This window comes from Neorhizobium sp. T7_12 (assembly GCF_002968535.1).
GTDB classification, from domain to species: domain Bacteria; phylum Pseudomonadota; class Alphaproteobacteria; order Rhizobiales; family Rhizobiaceae; genus Neorhizobium; species Neorhizobium tomejilense.
Window position 1 is genome coordinate 158,374 of sequence record NZ_PVBK01000006.1, and the last position, 16,224, is coordinate 174,597.

The 16,224-nt window shown below is 59.8% G+C and carries 16 protein-coding genes; 2 read left to right on the forward strand and 14 right to left on the reverse strand.

Annotated features, from left to right (window positions below):
- Window positions 1-7 precede the first annotated feature (7 nt).
- Complete coding sequence (locus C5J26_RS15960) at window positions 8-571, forward strand: FGGY-family carbohydrate kinase (RefSeq protein ID WP_105402644.1); 564 nt, start codon at window positions 8-10, stop codon at window positions 569-571.
- Window positions 572-979: 408 nt separating this feature from the next.
- Here C5J26_RS15960 and ehuA read toward each other — a convergent pair whose 3' ends face one another.
- From ehuA to C5J26_RS16020, 11 genes are all read right to left on the reverse strand, one after another.
- Window positions 980-1,762: an ectoine/hydroxyectoine ABC transporter ATP-binding protein EhuA gene (ehuA, locus tag C5J26_RS15970; RefSeq protein ID WP_105402646.1), complete on the reverse strand. Its 783-nt coding sequence runs from the start codon at window positions 1,760-1,762 to the stop codon at window positions 980-982.
- The gene (ehuD, locus tag C5J26_RS15975) at window positions 1,759-2,451 is read right to left on the reverse strand and encodes an ectoine/hydroxyectoine ABC transporter permease subunit EhuD (protein WP_105402647.1); all 693 of its coding nucleotides are present in this window, start codon (window positions 2,449-2,451) and stop codon (window positions 1,759-1,761) included. Before ehuD ends, ehuA begins: the two co-directional genes overlap by 4 nt.
- 13 nt (window positions 2,452-2,464) lie before the next feature.
- Window positions 2,465-3,130, reverse strand: coding sequence for an ectoine/hydroxyectoine ABC transporter permease subunit EhuC (ehuC, locus tag C5J26_RS15980; RefSeq protein ID WP_105402648.1), 666 nt, complete (start codon window positions 3,128-3,130; stop codon window positions 2,465-2,467).
- Between the two features lie 59 nt (window positions 3,131-3,189).
- On the reverse strand, window positions 3,190-4,041 hold the full coding sequence (gene ehuB, locus C5J26_RS15985) for an ectoine/hydroxyectoine ABC transporter substrate-binding protein EhuB (RefSeq protein WP_105402649.1): 852 nt from the start codon (window positions 4,039-4,041) through the stop codon (window positions 3,190-3,192).
- A 59-nt stretch (window positions 4,042-4,100) separates the two neighbouring features.
- A complete protein-coding gene (gene doeB, locus C5J26_RS15990; RefSeq protein ID WP_105402650.1) occupies window positions 4,101-5,117 on the reverse strand; it encodes a N(2)-acetyl-L-2,4-diaminobutanoate deacetylase DoeB in 1,017 nt (338 codons plus the stop codon).
- Between the two features lie 4 nt (window positions 5,118-5,121).
- Window positions 5,122-6,300 carry an ectoine hydrolase DoeA gene (gene doeA, locus C5J26_RS15995; protein WP_105402651.1) on the reverse strand — a complete coding sequence of 393 codons (1,179 nt, stop codon included), beginning with the start codon at window positions 6,298-6,300 and terminating at the stop codon, window positions 5,122-5,124.
- Window positions 6,297-7,310, reverse strand: a complete 1,014-nt coding sequence (gene eutC, locus C5J26_RS16000; protein ID WP_105402652.1) for an ectoine utilization protein EutC — start codon at window positions 7,308-7,310, stop codon at window positions 6,297-6,299. The genes doeA and eutC overlap by 4 nt, the downstream gene beginning before the upstream one ends.
- Window positions 7,307-8,326 carry a hydroxyectoine utilization dehydratase EutB gene (gene eutB, locus C5J26_RS16005; RefSeq protein ID WP_105402653.1) on the reverse strand — a complete coding sequence of 340 codons (1,020 nt, stop codon included), beginning with the start codon at window positions 8,324-8,326 and terminating at the stop codon, window positions 7,307-7,309. The genes eutC and eutB overlap by 4 nt, the downstream gene beginning before the upstream one ends.
- Before the next feature lie 68 nt (window positions 8,327-8,394).
- Window positions 8,395-9,843 (reverse strand): PLP-dependent aminotransferase family protein, encoded by a 1,449-nt coding sequence (locus C5J26_RS16010; RefSeq protein ID WP_105402654.1) that lies wholly within the window; start codon window positions 9,841-9,843, stop codon window positions 8,395-8,397.
- Between the two features lie 143 nt (window positions 9,844-9,986).
- Window positions 9,987-11,390, reverse strand: a complete 1,404-nt coding sequence (locus C5J26_RS16015; protein WP_105402655.1) for an aspartate aminotransferase family protein — start codon at window positions 11,388-11,390, stop codon at window positions 9,987-9,989.
- Window positions 11,391-11,404: 14 nt separating this feature from the next.
- Window positions 11,405-12,883 (reverse strand): NAD-dependent succinate-semialdehyde dehydrogenase, encoded by a 1,479-nt coding sequence (locus C5J26_RS16020; RefSeq protein WP_105402656.1) that lies wholly within the window; start codon window positions 12,881-12,883, stop codon window positions 11,405-11,407.
- Window positions 12,884-13,003: 120 nt separating this feature from the next.
- Here C5J26_RS16020 and C5J26_RS16025 point away from each other — a divergent pair, with 120 nt between their 5' ends.
- The gene (locus tag C5J26_RS16025; protein WP_046666233.1) at window positions 13,004-13,471 is read left to right on the forward strand and encodes an Lrp/AsnC family transcriptional regulator; all 468 of its coding nucleotides are present in this window, start codon (window positions 13,004-13,006) and stop codon (window positions 13,469-13,471) included.
- 319 nt (window positions 13,472-13,790) lie between these two features.
- Here C5J26_RS16025 and C5J26_RS16030 read toward each other — a convergent pair whose 3' ends face one another.
- The 3 genes from C5J26_RS16030 to C5J26_RS16040 form a co-directional block, all read right to left on the reverse strand.
- A complete protein-coding gene (locus C5J26_RS16030; protein ID WP_105402657.1) occupies window positions 13,791-14,081 on the reverse strand; it encodes a type II toxin-antitoxin system RelE/ParE family toxin in 291 nt (96 codons plus the stop codon).
- Window positions 14,078-14,323 (reverse strand): CopG family ribbon-helix-helix protein, encoded by a 246-nt coding sequence (locus C5J26_RS16035; RefSeq protein WP_105402658.1) that lies wholly within the window; start codon window positions 14,321-14,323, stop codon window positions 14,078-14,080. Before C5J26_RS16035 ends, C5J26_RS16030 begins: the two co-directional genes overlap by 4 nt.
- A gap of 187 nt (window positions 14,324-14,510) precedes the next feature.
- The gene (locus C5J26_RS16040) at window positions 14,511-16,169 is read right to left on the reverse strand and encodes a GMC oxidoreductase (RefSeq protein ID WP_105402659.1); all 1,659 of its coding nucleotides are present in this window, start codon (window positions 16,167-16,169) and stop codon (window positions 14,511-14,513) included.
- Window positions 16,170-16,224 lie beyond the last annotated feature (55 nt).

Genomic DNA, 16,224 nt, shown 5'->3' on the forward strand with positions numbered 1-16,224 from the left:
TAGCCGAATGAGGCTTTCAGGGACGATCCCAAGAGGATCGCCCTTCTCATCCGACCTCTCGATCACCGACATCGTAAAGGGGCTGCATATCGTGCCCGAATTCCTCGGCAATCGTGCACCTCTTGCAGACCCGCAGGCTCGGGCCGTCATCGCCGGGCTCGGCCTTGATGCGGACGAGCTCAGCCTCGTGCGCCTCTATCTTGCCGGTCTGGCGTCCATTGGTTACGGCCTCAGGCAGATCCTCGATGCGCTCCGTGCCAAGGGCATCGCCATTACAACGGTCGTGGTCAGTGGAGGGGCGGCACGAAGCCGGTTGGTCCGGCAGATGCTCGCCGATGCTGCCGGCATCGCCATCGCCACCGTCGATACGGACGAGCCGGTCCTGCTTGGCGCAGCCATCCTGGGTGCGGTTGCGGCGGGGCACGTGCCCAGTCTCGAGTCAGCCATGTGCAGAATGTCCAATCTGGGTGAGAGTATCGGCCCCGATCTGTCGGCGCAGGACATTCATGCAAAGCGCTACAGGACGTTCCTCGACCTGCAGGACACCTACCGCGGCATGCGCGATCATTGATGCACATTGGTCCTTGACGCGATTTAGCACTGAATGCCGACCGGCGATCGGATTGCTAGATGCGAGCGCCCGGTCGGCTCGCTGATGCCGAGCAGGTCTGCCGCCTCTTTCTCGCCCAATCCCCGGGCAAGTGCCATGTGGCGGGACTGTCGGATGCAATTGCCGCAGGACCAGACGATCGCGAACGAACATGCGAAGCGCTTCCCAGAGCATTCGTTCGCTTACGTCCTTGATCCTATCGAGCCGCGCGTGAAAGCGAAGGGGCGCGCGAAGTATCCTGACCGGACGCCTACGAAGATATGGATTGTGGCCCACAGGATCGTGGGTTCCAACCCTATCCAGAGCTTCTTTCCAGCGGTTTTTTTCTAAGCCTTCCGCCCCTGTCTCTCCCCCTGCGGGGTTTACTGGTTACCCTAGAACCGATGACAGAAATTCGCGCGTCCGCTCCATTCGCGGCGCGCCGAATATCTCTTCAGGTGCACCCTGTTCGCAGATGCGCCCCTTATCGAAAAAGCAGACGCGATCTGACACCTCTCGGGCAAAGCGCATCTCATGGGTGACCATCAGCATAGTGAGATCATGTTCATGCGCCAGAGCGCGGATGACCGAAAGCACTTCGCCCACCAGTTGCGGATCAAGCGCGGATGTCGGCTCATCGAAAAGAAGAACCCGTGGGCGCATCGCAAGCGCACGGGCAATTGCCACACGCTGCTGCTGCCCGCCGGAAAGCTGGACCGGATAGTGGTCCTTCTTGTCCGCGAGCCCCACCATCTGCAGCAGGTCCAGCGCACGCCCTTCGGCTTCCGCGCGCGCCATTCCCAATACCCGCACCGGCGCTTCGACAACGTTGCGAAGCACCGTCATATGCGGAAAGAGATTGAAACTCTGGAAGACCATGCCGACATGATTGCGGATCTGGCGCAGGTGTTTTTCCGAGGCCTGGAACCGGCCCTTGCCGCCCTGCTCGTGGTAGGACGTGCCAGCAAGCGTTAGCTTGCCTTCCTGGAACGGTTCGAGTGTCATAAGAATGCGCAGGACCGTCGATTTACCGGAGCCTGACGGTCCGATAAGCGTGACTTTCTCGCCCTTCGCGACGCAGAAATTGAAGTGGTCAAGCACCGTCAGAATCCCGAAGCGCTTGGTGACATCGGAAAACTCGATGATGGGCGGCGGATCGATATTGTTGGTCATCGCAAGGGTATTCCTGCCTTTGGAAGAGCTTTATGCAAGCGGTGGAGGCCTGCTGAGCAGATCAGCGTCAGCAGAAGGAAGATCAGGCCGACAAGCGTCAGCGGCACGAGATATTCGAAGGTGCGTTCGCCGATCATGTTGGCAAGCCCCATCATCTCAAGAACGGTGACCACCGAGAGAACCGGGGTTTCCTTGATCATGGCCACGAGATAGTTGCCCATGGCAGGGACTATTCGCGGAACGGCCTGGGGCAGGATGATGTCGCGATAGGCCTGCATGCGCGTCATATTGAGGGCGGTTGCCGCTTCCCATTGCCCGTGATGCACCGCTTCGATGCCGCCGCGATAGACCTCCGACGTGTAGGCCGCATATTGCAGACCAAGCGCCAGCGCACCGGTCAGAAAGGCGGGGAGCACGATACCGAAATCGGGCAGCACGTAGTAGAGGAAGAACAGCTGCACCAAAAGCGGCGTATCGCGCAGGAACTCAACGATAACGGCGGTCGTCCACGAGATCACCTTGACGCGGCTTCGGCGCAAGAGGGCGAATACCAGGCCGAGCACCAGTGCAATCGCGAACCCAGCGGCTGCAGCCTTCAACGTGACGGTCAAACCAATCAGAATGATTGGCAGGATCGAGGTCGTGTAGGTAACCCAGGTTGTCGTGTCCCATTCGTAACCATACATCATGGCGGTAAGATCCTCACGAATGAGCCGAGCGAGGGAAGACATCGCCGCGCCGCACGAAATGCTCGATCACGCGCACGGCTGCCATCAGGACGAGCGACATGGCGAAGTAGCATACGAGCGTGATCGAATAGATGCTTGCGCTGTCCAGCGTGATGTTGCGAATGGATTGGGCCGCGAAGGTGAGATCGGCGATCGAGATCAACGACACCAGCGAGGACAGCTTCAGCGTTTCGATGGCGAGGTTTCCGAAGGCCGGCATCATTTCGACGATGGCTTGTGGCAGCGAAATGCGAAAGAGGGTCTGGGCACGGTTGAAATTCAATGCCCGGGCGGCCTCCAGTTGCTGCACGGAGACCGATGCGAGGGCGCCTCGAACGATTTCGGCCCCATAGCCGCCGACATGGGCGGCCAATACCAGAATGCCGGTGGTGATCGGATCGAAGCTGAGACCGACCAGTGGCAGCGCGTAATAGAACCAGAACAGCTGAACGAACAGCGAGGTCCCACGAAACACCTCCGTGTAACAGAGCGCGACGGCCGACAAAATCGGTCCTCCCTCGACGCGCAGGATGCCGAAAACGAAGGCGAGCATCGCGCCGCAGACGATCGCTGCCAAAGTGATCGTCATCGTCACGGTAGCGCCTTGCCAAAGCATCGGCAGATAGGCTGTCCAGCTCATCTGGCAATCTCTCCGAATGAAAGCGGGGAGCGCCCGGTCCGGGACCGGGCGCTTTTTTGTTACTTCCCGGAGCAGAGATCAGCGACTTTCTTCTCCGCTGCTGCCGCAATGCTCTGTTCCGACAGGCCATACTTCATCAGGGTCTTCTTGTAGCCATCCGTCTTTCGGAACGCGATGAGTGCGGTGTTGAACGCGTCGCGCAATTCCTTGTCTTCCGGACGGAAGGCAAAGCCGCCATAGTTGCGGACGGGTGCGCCCTTGACGATCGGATCCTTGAACGGCGCAACCTGCTCGACATTGGCCTGCCCCTTGGCGAGTTCGGAAACGGTCAACTCGGTCGCCGCATAGGCATCGACCCGGCTCTGCACGGTCGGGATCGCATCGGCATTCGCCGGAATGAAGACGATCTGCTCGTCTTTGACGCCGACGGCACGCAGGAAGTCGACATTGTTTGCACCGGAAACCACGGCAACTTTCAAGGATGGATCTTTTGCAATGTCGCCATAGGTCGTCAGGCGCTTCGGATTGCCTTTCTTGACCAGCAGTCCCTCACCGTAGGACGAGTTGGGCTCGGTAAAGGCGACCTGCTTGCAGCGCTCGGGGGATATGTTCTGCTCTGCGGCGGCAAAATCGAAGCGACGAGCCTTAAGACCTGGAATGAGCGTGCCGAAGGGCGTTACGGTCCAATTGACCTCCTCAATGCCCATGGACTTTAGAACGGCATTGGCGACGTCGGGGCCGATACCGGCAGAGGTGCCGTCCGGCTGCATATACGAGTAGGGTACCTCGTTGGCCGTCGCGGCACGGATAAATCCCTGTTTCTTGGCTTCTTCGACGGTCAGTGCGGTGGCCGACGTGACGCCGATGCAAAGCGCAAGTGTGGAAAGGCAAATGGTTTTAGAGATGCGCATTCGAATTCTCCTCTGGTTAAGGTTCTTCTGGTCCGTTTTCGGATCTCAGATGGTTGCGTTTATTTGATCTTCTCCGTGATCGTCGCGATCACGGAAAGGCAGTCGCCGGCCTTGATGAGGCCGGGCACGTGGCGAGCCGCCAGAACGCCATCCATGGCAGCGCGGCAGTGGATCGGCGCAACACCGGTCTTTCCGACCGGGTAGATGCTGGCGATGATATCGCCGGCAATGATCGGATCGCCGAGATCGTGCGCGAACGCCACCAGTCCGTCATCTTCAGCGAATGTGAAGCAATCGCTTGACGGCATATCGAGCCAGCGGGTCGGCTGGGTACAGGGCGCGCCCTCCAGGATTCCGACGTGGCGCAGGAGGTTGAGACTGCCCTTTCGCGCGATCTCGATCGTTCTTGCGCTGGCAGTGCCAGCACCGCCGAGCTCGGTGGTCACGAAGACCTTGCCCAGTTCCTCGACCGTCGTATCCAGCATGCCGACCGCATCGATCTCCAGCATTTTCATCGAGTAGGGCGCAGCGAAAGCCGCAACGGCATCAAAACAACGCGCCTCCTGATCCTTGTCGGGCAGTTCGTGTGCTGCTGCATAGGGAAGAAAATCGAGCGTCTTGCCGCCCGAATGGAAGTCGAGCACGATGTCGGCGAGCGGTACCAGATTGCGGGTGACATAGTCCGCGATCTTTTCCGTCACCGTTCCATCCGGGCGACCTGGAAAGCTACGGTTCAGATTTCCGCGATCGATCGGCGACGTACGGGTTCCGGCGCGAAACGCGGGATAATTGAGCGCCGGGACGATGATGACGCGCCCACTCACCTGCGAGGGATCCAGCGTCCGTGCCAGTTCGAAAAGAGCCGCCGGACCTTCATATTCGTCGCCATGGTTGGCACCGGTGAGGAGCGCGGTCGGGCCTTCGCCGTTGGAGATGACGCAGACCGGGATCATCACCGAACCCCAGGCGCTGTCGTCACGGCTGTAGGGCAATCGCAGATGCCCGTGCTGCACGCCCTTCCCGTCGAAATCGACGGTCGGCGTTATCGGCGAGGGGCGGGGCGCACTCGTCAGCATGGCCTCAGCCTTTCACGAACAGCTGGCGCGGCACGTTCGACAGGCATTCGACGCCCGTTTCAGTAATCGCGATGCTTTCGGTGATTTCCAGCCCCATGTTTTCGAGCCAGAGACCGGTCATAAAATGGAATGTCATGCCGGGTCTCAACTCCGTGCGGTCGCCTGGGCGCAGGCTCATGGTGCGTTCACCCCAGTCCGGCGGATAGGACAGGCCGATCGGATAGCCAGTCCGGTTGTCCTTGATAATCCCGTATTTTTTCAACACGGCGAAGAAGGCGTTGGCGATGTCCTCGCACGTATTGCCAGGCCTTGCCGCGGCAAGGCCCGCCTCCATGCCTTCGAGCGTCGCCTTTTCCGCGTCGAGAAAGGCCTGCGTCGGCTTGCCCAGGAAAACGGTCCGCGACAATGGGCAATGATAACGCTTATAGGCGCCGGCGATTTCGAAGAACGTCCCTTCACCCGAACGCATCGGCTTGTCATCCCAGGTCAGGTGCGGCGCGGAAGCGTCTGCGCCCGACGGCAGGAGCGGCACGATCGCCGGATAATCGCCGCCGAATTCCGGCGTACCACGAATGCCGGCATCATAGATCTCGGCGACGAGATCGCATTTGCGCATGCCGGGTTCGACAACCTCGACAATGCGCTTGTGCATCAGTTCGACGATCGTACCTGCCTTGCGCATATAGTCGAGTTCGGTCGTGCTCTTGACCGCGCGCTGCCAGTTGACGAGGGCAGCCGCATCCTTGAAACGGGCATTTGGGAGATGCTTTTGCAGAGAGGCGAAGGCTGCTGCCGAGAAATAATAATTGTCCATCTCGACGCCTATCGCGAGGCTGGACCATGCGCGCTCGCCGATGATCTGCGCCAGAAGATCCATCGGGTGGCGTTCGCTCGACTGAACGTAGTGATCCGGGTAACCGATGATATTGTCATGGTTCAGATAAGCGGTGCGCTTGGCGCCGTTGGAATCCTGCTTGCGGCCGTACCAGATCGGCTCGCCGCCCGGTGGCACCAGCACGCATTGATGCACATAAAAGGACCAGCCGTCATAGCCGGTAAGCCAGTGCATGTTGGATGGATCGGTGACGATCAGGAGATCGATCCCCGCCTTTTCCATCGCGTGACGGGTTTTGGAAAGGCGAGCGGCATATTCCTCGCGGGTAAAGTTCAGCGTCACACTCACGCTGCATCTCCCATTTTGATGTCGTTTTCGATTGTCTGGCCACGTCCGGCATCTGTCGCGCGGGCAAGCGCCAGATTGGCGATGGCTGTGTCCTGCACGCCGGTACCCGTAAGGTCGGCAAAGGTTATTTCGTCTGCGTTCAAGCGGCCAATTGCCTTGCCGGCGATGACAGCTCCGAGTTCCGCAAACTGCCGGTCCGGCATGACTGCGCCGGTCTTGATGGCATGGTATAACTCGCCGAGGATGCGGGTCTGCGATAATCGATCCGGGACGTAAATCGCGCGAGCAAAGACGGCCGGATCAATCTCGTTCTTGTGCTCTGCATCCGATCCCATCGCGGTCAGATGCTGACCGGGTTCAAGCCATTCGGCCATCAGGATCGGCTTTTCGGCCGGCGTCGTTGTGACGACGATATCTGCTCCGCGCACGGCCTCGCGCGGATCGGCAATTGCGGTGGTCTCTATTCCGTGGCTGCGCGCGAAATCGACAGCAAGCGTCTGCGCCTTTGCGTGGTCGCGTGCCCAGATGCGCGCCGATTTGATCGGGCGTACAAGCATGAGAGCCGCGAGTTGCAGCTGTGCCTGAACACCTGCACCCAGGATCGTCGCGACGCAGGCGTCCTCACGCGACAGATGTCGTGCCGCGACGGCACCGGCCGCTGCGGTGCGCACATCCGTGAGATAGCCGTTGTCAAGAAGAAGGGCTTCGACCAATCCGGTCTTCGCGCTGAGCAAGATCATCAACCCGTTCAGGCTTGGCAGACCGATCTTGGGGTTGTCGAAGAATCCGGGACTGACCTTGATGGCGAAGCCGTCTAGGCCCGGCACATAGGCTGTCTTGACGTCCACTTCACCCCGAAATTCCGGGATGTCGAGGCGCAGGATCGGCGGCATCGCAACGGCTTTGGTGGCGAGCGCCGCAAACGCCTGCTCGACGCAATCGACCGCGGAGACGTCGAGCTTGACGATGGCGTGAAGATCCTTTTCCATCAAAATAGTGATGCGGCTCATAGGGTGGCCCCCTCGACGATTTTCTGGTGCATCTTCGGGTCGATGTTGCCGCCTGAGACGATGACGGCGGTGGGGCCGGACAGCTCGGCCTTGTCTGCGAGGATAGCGGCAATGCCGACCGCGCCGGCGCCCTCGACGGTCACGCTCTCATTGCGCGCCGCATGGCGGATGCCTTCGGCGATCTCGTCCTCGCTGAGAAGGATGACGTCGTCGAGAAGATCGCGGCAGAGCGCAAAGGTGACATGGTTTTGGAGGCCGATGCCGCCCCCAAGCGAATCCGCCAGCGTTTCCTCTTCGCGGATTGCGACAGGCTTGCCGGCGGCAATCGCTGCATGCATGGCTGCCCCGCGCTTCATCGATATGCCGATGACCCGGGCCTGTGGCCTCAAGGCCTTGACGGCAACGGCAATGCCACCGGCCAGGCCCCCGCCGGAAAGGGGAACAAGCACGGTCGCAAGGTCAGGCAGGCTTTTCACAATCTCGAGGCCGATCGTGCCTTGACCGGCAACGACGTCCACATGGTCGAAAGGCGGGATCGGCGTGAGGCCGCGGCTCTTGGTCAGGCGTTCGACTTCCTCTTGTGCATCGTCCTGCGACAGGCCGACAATGCGGATTTCGGCGCCGAGCAAGCGGATCGCTTCGACCTTGTTGGCCGGAACGAGCGACGACATGCAGATGACGGCGGGAACGCCAAGCGCGCGTGCGGCGTAGGCCACGGCGCGACCATGATTGCCTGTCGAGGCGGTGACGAGACCGCGTTCGCGTGCCGCATCATCCAGCGACAGGATAGCGTTCATCGCGCCGCGCAGCTTGAAGGCGCCGACGGGCTGGCATGTTTCGAGCTTCAGGTGGACGGACTGACCGGTGTATTCAGAAAGCGTGCTGGAGCGAACGAGCGGCGTGCGCGCCACCCTGTCGGCAATGCGGGTCGCAGCCTGCTCAATGTCTGCCAGGATGACTGGCTGCACGTTTTCTTCGGTCAATCTGGACTGGACGTCGCTCTTCATGATTGTCATGTTGTGAGCGAAGTAAAATCATGTCAATTATTATATTGTAATGATTCAATGATTGTCGTGGGGGCGCTCTAGCCGATCGAACCGACGTCATAGACCGGCGGCAGTTGCTCAAAGGCCTGCCGCACGGTTGTCAGCGCCTTGGCCAGGCTTGCATGGTTCAGGCGTCCGCCCAAACAGATACGAATGCCGCCACCATGACCCGGTCCGGCAATGAAGGGTTCGGACGGCGTGACGGCGACTTTCTGGTTGGTGAGCGAACGGACCAGACCTTCCTCGGACCAGTGCGGCGGGACCTTGAGCCAGGCGCAGAGCGAGAGCGGATGACTGGAGGCGATATGGTCGCCGAGAATTTCCGTCGCGATGTTTTGGCGTGCCTTTGCTTCGTCTCGCTGAATTTCGAGCAGACGCTGCGCCGTGCCGTTCTCGACCCATCGTGTTGCGATTTCGCCGGTCAGATAGGTGCCGCTCCAACTCGATACGCGCAGGATTGAGGCGGCGCGAATGGAATAGGCGGGTGGAACAACGAGATAGCCAACGCGCAACCCCGTCAGCACCACCTTGGTGAAGCTCGTGACGAAGAAACCGAGATCAGGCAGCATTTCCGTGATCGAAGGCAGATCCTCTTCGATCAGTGGTCGATAGACCTCATCTTCGATGACGAACACGCCATGACGTGCCGCAATCGCGGCTATCTGACGCCTGCGTTCCGCACCCGCGACGTGACCTGTTGGATTATTGAGGGTTGGAATAAGCACCAATGCCCGGACACCGCCTGCCGCGCACGCGGCTTCCAGTGCATCGGGCAAAATGCCCTCATTGTCGGTAGGCAGGCCCTTCAGGCTGAAGCCGAGTATATTGGAAAGTCCGATGATGCCGTGATCGGTGAGATTTTCGCTCAAGACGACATCGCCGGAGCGGACAATGCAGCTCAGGGCGAGAAAAATGCCGTGGGCGGCGCCGTTGGTGAGGAGAACGCGTTCCACCCCGGCCGTGACGCCGAGCGTGCGTAACCAGATGCGCGCCGTCTCCCGATGACGATCAAGGCCGGCGATCGGGCGGCATGGACGCATGAAGCTTGCATTGTCGCCTTCGGAAAGCTCACGAAGGATCTCGCGAGATGCGGCCTCATGCGCATCGAGATAGACGCCGCGAATAATGGAAAGATCGTGCACTTCGTTGGCACTATGGTCAAGCATCATGCGGCCGGCGCGGTCGGTCACGCGTGTCTTGACGAAGGTGCCGCGACCGATCTCACCGCTTAGATAGCCGAGCCGCTCAGCCTCCTTGTAGGAGAGGCTGACCGTCTGGACCGAAAGGCCGAGTTCGCGCGCCAGATCGCGATGCGTCGGCATGCGATCCATTGGCTTGAGAACGCCAGCATCAATATCGGCGATGATGCGCTCGGTGAGCGCCGCATGTTTCGTCTCACCCCTCTGCTTGGAAAGATGCGGCCGCCATGCCACCGGCTTGGTCGCCGCGATCGGAACAAGGTTGAGGGGATTGGCTTGACGTCGCATGAAATTGGCTCGTTTTGAGGACGGCTATTTCATGACATTATGCACGCTTCGTCTCAAAGATGAAGCATTATGCAGCCTGGGCCTTGATTGTATCAGGAATAATGGCCGGGCGGGACTTGTCCCGCCCGGCAGTGATGCCTGCGTCAAATCGTTTCGCCAGCCTGGACCAAATCGTCCATGACCGAGCGCACAGCGGATTCGGCGATGGCAATGATCTCGTCGACCTCTTCCTTCGTCGTGACGAGGGGCGGCGCAAAACCCAGAATATCGCCATGCGGCATGGCACGGGCAATCAGCCCACGATTGCGCGCTGCCTTCGAGATACGTGCTCCGACAGCAAGGCCCGGCGCAAAGCGCGTCTTCTTTTCTCGATCCGCCACAAATTCGATGGCGCCCATCAAGCCGACGCCTCGCACTTCACCGACGATGGGAAGCTGAGCGAACTTTTCCTTCAGCTGTGCCTGGAAATAGGTGCCAACCGTGCGTGCATTCCCCGGCAGATCCTCCTTCTCGACGATGTCGAGAACGGCGTTGGCTGCTGCAGCGCCGATCGGGTGGCCGGAATAGGTGTAGCCATGCGAAAAAGCGCCGACGCGGTCGGCTCCTTCTTCCATCACCTTGTAGACCTTTTCGCCGACGATGGCGGCCGACAGCGGGAAGTAGGCCGAGGTGAGGCCCTTGGCGACCGTGATCAGATCAGGTTCGATGCCGTAATGCTGCGACCCGAACATTGAGCCGGTGCGTCCGAAACCGGTGATGACTTCGTCGGCGATGAGCAGGATGTCGTATTTCTTGAGGACCTTTTGCACTTCGTCCCAATAGCCCTGCGGCGGTGGAGTGATGCCGCCGGTGCCAAGTACGGGCTCGGCAATAAAAGCGCCGATGGTGTCGGGGTCTTCGCGCAGGATCAGCGCTTCGAGTTCGTCGGCGCGGCGCCCGGAGAATTCGAGTTCCGTTTCGCCTGCGTCAGCGCCCCAATAATGATGCGGCGCGCCGGTGTGAAGAATGCCGGCACGCGGCAGGTCCATGTGGTCATGGTAAAAACTCATGCCGGTCATCGAGCCGGAGACGACGCTGCAACCATGATAACCCCGTTCGCGGGAGATGATCTTCTTCTTGTTCGGTGTACCGCGCAGGTTGCTGTAGTACCAGACGAGCTTGGCCTGGGTTTCGTTGGCGTCGGAACCCGACATGCCGTAGAAAACCTTGCTCATCCGGCCTGGCGCCATTTTCACCAGACGGTCGGAAAGGATTGCGAGTTCATCCGTCGTGTGGGCGGCATAGGTATGGTAATAGGCGAGGCGATAGGCCTGGCGCGAGATGGCCTCGGCAACCTCGGTGCGGCCATAGCCGACATTGACGCAGTAAAGACCGGCGAAGCCGTCGATCAGCTGGTTCCCCTGCGCATCCTGAATGCGGATGCCCTTGCCGGTTTCGACGATCGTTGGATCGCCCAATTTGCCGCTGGCGAAATCTTTGATCTGCGTAAAGGGATGCAGGACCGATTTGCGGTCCATCTCGGCGATCTGATCGAGGTTGGTGGTCATAGCAGCGGATCCTTTCATGCAGCGAGATTGCCGAAGCAGACATATTTTGCTTCGAGATATTCCAGGAGGCCGTGGCGCGAGCCTTCGCGACCAAGGCCGGATTGCTTCCAGCCACCAAAGGGTATCGAGGCGCCGGTGAATTTCGGCGTGTTGACGGCGATCATGCCGTATTCTAGCCGGTCGGTAAGGCGCATCGCGCGGCCAAGATCATTGGTGTAGACGTAGGCTGCGAGCCCCATTTCGGTGGCATTGGCACGGGCGAGCACGTCCTGCTCGTCATCGAACGGCAGTATTGCGGCGACTGGGCCGAAGGTCTCTTCGCGTGCGATCAGCATGTCATCGGTGACATCGGCAAGCACGGTCGGCGTGACGAAATTGCCGCCAAGCGGGCTGTCCTGTCCGCCGCAGACGAGACGTGCGCCGGCGGAGATTGCCTGCGCAATCTGCTGGCGGCATTTTTCGGCTACGGAGGGGCGGGTCATCGGCCCGATATCGGTGCGGGGTTCGAGGCCGTGACCGACTTTAAGCTCCAGGGTCGCCTTGGCGAAGGCGTCGACGAACCGATCGTAATGCCCGCGTTGGACGTAAATCCTGTTGGCGGCGAGGCAATCCTGCCCTGACGTGGCAAATTTTGCGCCGATACAGCCCTTTACAGCGTCGGAAAGCTTAGCGTCGTCGAACAGGATGAAAGGTGCATGGCCGCCAAGTTCCAACGAGGCCTTCTTCACGGTGGCGGCCGACTGCGTGAGCAGGATGCGCCCGACCTCGGTGGAGCCGGTAAAGGAAAATGCGCGCACGTCGGTGTGTTCCAGCAGACGGCGTGCAAGCGGTGCAGCTTCGCCGGTGAGAACCTGGAATACGCCGGCGGGCATCCCGGCCTCCTGCGCGAGCTTTGCCAGAGCAAGCGCCGATAGCGGTGTTTCCGGCGCAGGCTTGACGATCATGGTGCAGCCGGCCGCGAGAGCCGCGCCCGCCTTGCGGGTAATCATGGCGGAGGGAAAGTTCCACGGCGTGATCGCAACGGTGACGCCAAGCGGCTGCATCTGTACCGAAAGGCGGCTGCCTGGCAGGTGGCTCGGGATCGTTTCGCCATAGGCCCGCTCGCCTTCGGCGGCAAACCACTCGAGGAAATTCGCGGCATAGGAAATCTCGCCAAGCGCCTCTGCCAGCGGCTTGCCCTGTTCGGCCGTCATGATGACAGCGAGGTCCTGCGCGTTGTCGCGCATCAGCTTGCCCCAGATGCGAAGGATCTGGCCTCGTTCGACTGGAAGCTTGTCACGCCAAGCCAGAAAGGCGTTCTTCGCAGCGTCGACGGCAGCATCGGCGTCTTCAAGCGAGCAGGCCGCCACATCGACGAGGTGTTCGCCGGTTGCAGGATCGACGACGCCCAGCGTCTCTCCGCGTGCAACCCATGTGCCGCTCAGAAAGGCACGGCGCTCGAGCAGATCCGGTCGTTGCAGGTTTTTCAGCGCTGCGCTGGCAATACCTTTCATGCGGGGCTCCAAATTGGGTTTACAAGGAGACTAGTCGTAGGACATGATCGTCTGGCTGCATTGATTGACCTTCGGTGCAGGAATTGTGCTCAATTTTGGCTCTCAGCGCAGGATTTCTGCATGACTACTCTCGATAGAGCGGACAGGGCGCTGCTTGAGGCTGTTCAAAAGAACAATCGCATGACGTCAGAAGAGCTGGCGCAAATTGTCAATCTCTCACCGACGGCTTGTCAGCGACGCCTGAAGCGGTTGCGTGAAGAAGGGGTGATCGAGGCAGATGTATCAATCGTCTCGCCCAAGGCCGGGGGCCGCGGCATCACCATGATCGTGCTTGTCTCGCTAGAGCGCGAACGCGCCGACATCGTTGATCGATTCAAGGCAGCGATCCGCGCCACTCGGGAAGTCATGATCGGCTACTACGTGACGGGCGATGCCGATTTCATTCTGGTTATTACCGCCAAGGACATGGAGGACTACGAAGCCTTCACACGTCGGTTTTTCTATGAGAACCACGATATTAGAGGTTTCAAAACCATGGTGGTAATGGATCGAGTGAAAGCTGGCTTTGCTTTCCCGATCGAGGACTGACCGCCGTCTGCGCACGGCCTTGCACTGCGACAAGATATTTTCCGTCCCGACGATGTAGTTGAGAATCGCCCACATGTAGCCGCTCGCCGGCCCCATTGACCAGGCCGGCGGCGGCGCCACCGAGGGCTCGACAGATGGCTGTCTAGTCGAGTTTTACGCAACGTCCAACGCTTATAACCAGCCCATCAATCCGAATTGAATCCGTAGTGCCAGCTATCTCGAGACAGCGGATCTGAGGTTCAAATCGGTTCAGGAGCAAGATATACATTTCGCATGTTCGCTTGGCGTTTGTTGGATGTTGCCTACTCGAGGCACGGGCTTACAGCTTCGTCGGCCACTTCTGAGAAGCATGCATTACAGTGATAATTTCAATGTCCTCGCGAATACGGTAAGGGATGATGTAAGGAATGTCCGACAGTACAACTTCGCGCGTGCCTGGGATGCGTCCCGTGCGTCCAGCTGCAGGCATCTCTCCCAGAATATCAACGGACGCGACAATTCGGGCAACGACCCGTGCCGCAGCATCTGGGTTGTCATGTTCTATGTACGCACCAATTTCGTCAAGCCGCCGCAACGCGCGCAAGGTCCACCGGATGCGCCTCTGCTTCATGACCGGGAAGTTGTCTTGACGTATTTGCCAACTACGCGTGCCAAGTCGTCATCACTGGCGAATTCGCCGCGGTCCGCCTCAGCAATTCCGGCTTCAATTTCTTCTAGCTGCCATTCTTCGCGTGATACGAAATCTTCAATGGCCTGTGCTGCCACATAGGAGCGGGAACGGTCTAGCTTTTGGGCAAGCTGGTTTAGACGGTCGGCGACATCGTCTGGGACGCGGATTGTAAACGCAGTCATAAAAGCCCTTTCTGGTTCCCTTGAATATCAGTGAACCACTTTGGTTCGTCAAGGTTCAAACAGTCCTACCTCCAAGTCCTCGTCTTGGCGCGAACAAGCATTGGCCAATTGGCCGCTATGTTGTCAGTCAGGCTTGGCTGAAAAGCGCAATGATCGTAGAGCCGCAATTCGGCTGGAACGGTCGCGGTCACGTTGGCCGGCCATGACCATGCTGAGCGAGGCGCCGGCATGCACGTGTCGTGAGTGCCATGACCGTGAGAGTCGTTCCGGCGACACCGCTCGTCGGAAAGGAACTTGCGTCCGTAACGAGAAGGTTGGGAACATCCCAGCTCTGGTTCCACGCGTTCAGGACCGACGTCTCAGGCGACGTTCCCATCCGTATACCGCCGGTCTCATGAATAGCGGCGCCCATCGACATGCTTCGATGGAACATCTTTCGAAACATCAGGCGGCTGAAGAAGTCAGCATTTGGATAGGCGCCCTTTCCCATTTCCTTGAGGCCGAGCGGCGATCCTATGAACTCCAGGTCGCCACCGGCTTGCCTGACGATTTCAACCAAGGTTTCTTCCTGCCTGGCCAGGAGTTCACGCTCTCTGGCACTCATGACACAGCGGATATGCGGGACGGGAATGTTCCAGGTATCCGTCTTGCGGCTATCCAGGGTCACGCGGTTGTCGGCGTGGGGCAGCATCTGGCCGTAGCCGAAAAACGCCATGCGAGCCGGCGTATCGCTCGAAACGGGCGCCCTGCCGACAGCCCCTTGATAAGCGAAATCGCTGCTTTGGCCTCCGGTCCCGGAGGGTTCAAACCGCGGGATGAAGATGCCGCCGGAGGCATTGTAGAAGGGGTCTGCCGGCGCGGAATCATCCTTCATCCATCCGGGGGCCGATGGAAAGGACCCCATTGCCAGGCATGGCAGCTGGTCCATGAAGTAACGCCCCAACGTCCCCGAACTGTTGCCAAGGCCTTGCGGATGCCGGGACGAGGCGGAGTTCAGGAGAAGCCGGATGCTCTCGATCGGCGAGGCGCAGACGACGACGTTCGAAGCCCGGACCGTTTCCGTTGTTCCGGTGTCGCTGTCGGTAAATTCCGCACCGGTCGCCATCCCGGTCCGACTATCGGTCGTGATACGACGCACGACCGCATTGTAGCGGATGGCGAGGCGGGAGGTCGACTGTGCATCACGAAGGGCGCGGGGGATGCGTTCGGCTTCCGGAGCGATATAGCGCCAAGATACGACGCGCCGTTCTGGCCATCGTCCCTCAACGGCTGCCTTGAACGATTGCTCGGCCGGCGTGAGAGTTGCTCGTTTCGAATAAATTCCGTCGGGTAACGTTGAGACATGGTCTTCCTGGCCGTAGAGGCCCAGACAGGATTCGACCTCGGCATAGAAAGGATCGAGTTCCTCATATGACAAGGGCCAGTCGACGGCCTGACCGGTCCGGGCATGCAGCCTGAAATCGTCGTCACTCCAGCGGAGCAGGACGCGACCGAAGGTGTGCAGCCTCCCGCCGGCCTGCCGCCCTCTGATCCAGAGGAACGGAGCATCCGGCGGCGTCGTGTAGGGGTTTCGACGATCGTTGACGAAGAGGTGGCTCATCCACTCCTTGAAGAAGACCGCGCGCGCCTGTACGGCCTGCCCGTTCGCCGTCGCGCGTGCCCGTTCCCAGATGTTGATGTCCTTCTGTGCCGCCTTCTTGCGAGCCGGGTCGAAGTCCTTAGGACCGACCGAAGGTCCGGCCTCGAGGAGCAGGACCGACAGACCTTGGGCAGTCAACTCCTTGGCTGCAAAGGACCCGGCTGCGCCGGAACCGACGACCAGTGCATCATAAACGGTTTGAGACATAGCTTTCAGTATCCTGCCTGCGGCAAAGAGATTTGTCCCGAGAGATCAACGGAAT

What these genes read in the sequence shown, in the direction of transcription:
- eutC (WP_105402652.1), bottom strand. Translation starts at nt 7,310, where the DNA reads ATGAGCCGCATCACTATTTTGATGGAAAAGGATCTTCACGCCATCGTC.
- C5J26_RS16040 (WP_105402659.1), bottom strand. Translation starts at nt 16,169, where the DNA reads ATGTCTCAAACCGTTTATGATGCACTGGTCGTCGGTTCCGGCGCAGCC.
- ehuB (WP_105402649.1), bottom strand. Translation starts at nt 4,041, where the DNA reads ATGCGCATCTCTAAAACCATTTGCCTTTCCACACTTGCGCTTTGCATC.
- C5J26_RS15960 (WP_105402644.1), top strand. Translation starts at nt 8, where the DNA reads ATGAGGCTTTCAGGGACGATCCCAAGAGGATCGCCCTTCTCATCCGAC.
- ehuD (WP_105402647.1), bottom strand. Translation starts at nt 2,451, where the DNA reads ATGATGTATGGTTACGAATGGGACACGACAACCTGGGTTACCTACACG.
- eutB (WP_105402653.1), bottom strand. Translation starts at nt 8,326, where the DNA reads ATGACAATCATGAAGAGCGACGTCCAGTCCAGATTGACCGAAGAAAAC.
- ehuC (WP_105402648.1), bottom strand. Translation starts at nt 3,130, where the DNA reads ATGAGCTGGACAGCCTATCTGCCGATGCTTTGGCAAGGCGCTACCGTG.
- C5J26_RS16025 (WP_046666233.1), top strand. Translation starts at nt 13,004, where the DNA reads ATGACTACTCTCGATAGAGCGGACAGGGCGCTGCTTGAGGCTGTTCAA.
- C5J26_RS16020 (WP_105402656.1), bottom strand. Translation starts at nt 12,883, where the DNA reads ATGAAAGGTATTGCCAGCGCAGCGCTGAAAAACCTGCAACGACCGGAT.
- ehuA (WP_105402646.1), bottom strand. Translation starts at nt 1,762, where the DNA reads ATGACCAACAATATCGATCCGCCGCCCATCATCGAGTTTTCCGATGTC.
- C5J26_RS16010 (WP_105402654.1), bottom strand. Translation starts at nt 9,843, where the DNA reads ATGCGACGTCAAGCCAATCCCCTCAACCTTGTTCCGATCGCGGCGACC.
- doeB (WP_105402650.1), bottom strand. Translation starts at nt 5,117, where the DNA reads ATGCTGACGAGTGCGCCCCGCCCCTCGCCGATAACGCCGACCGTCGAT.
- C5J26_RS16015 (WP_105402655.1), bottom strand. Translation starts at nt 11,390, where the DNA reads ATGACCACCAACCTCGATCAGATCGCCGAGATGGACCGCAAATCGGTC.
- C5J26_RS16035 (WP_105402658.1), bottom strand. Translation starts at nt 14,323, where the DNA reads ATGACTGCGTTTACAATCCGCGTCCCAGACGATGTCGCCGACCGTCTA.
- C5J26_RS16030 (WP_105402657.1), bottom strand. Translation starts at nt 14,081, where the DNA reads ATGAAGCAGAGGCGCATCCGGTGGACCTTGCGCGCGTTGCGGCGGCTT.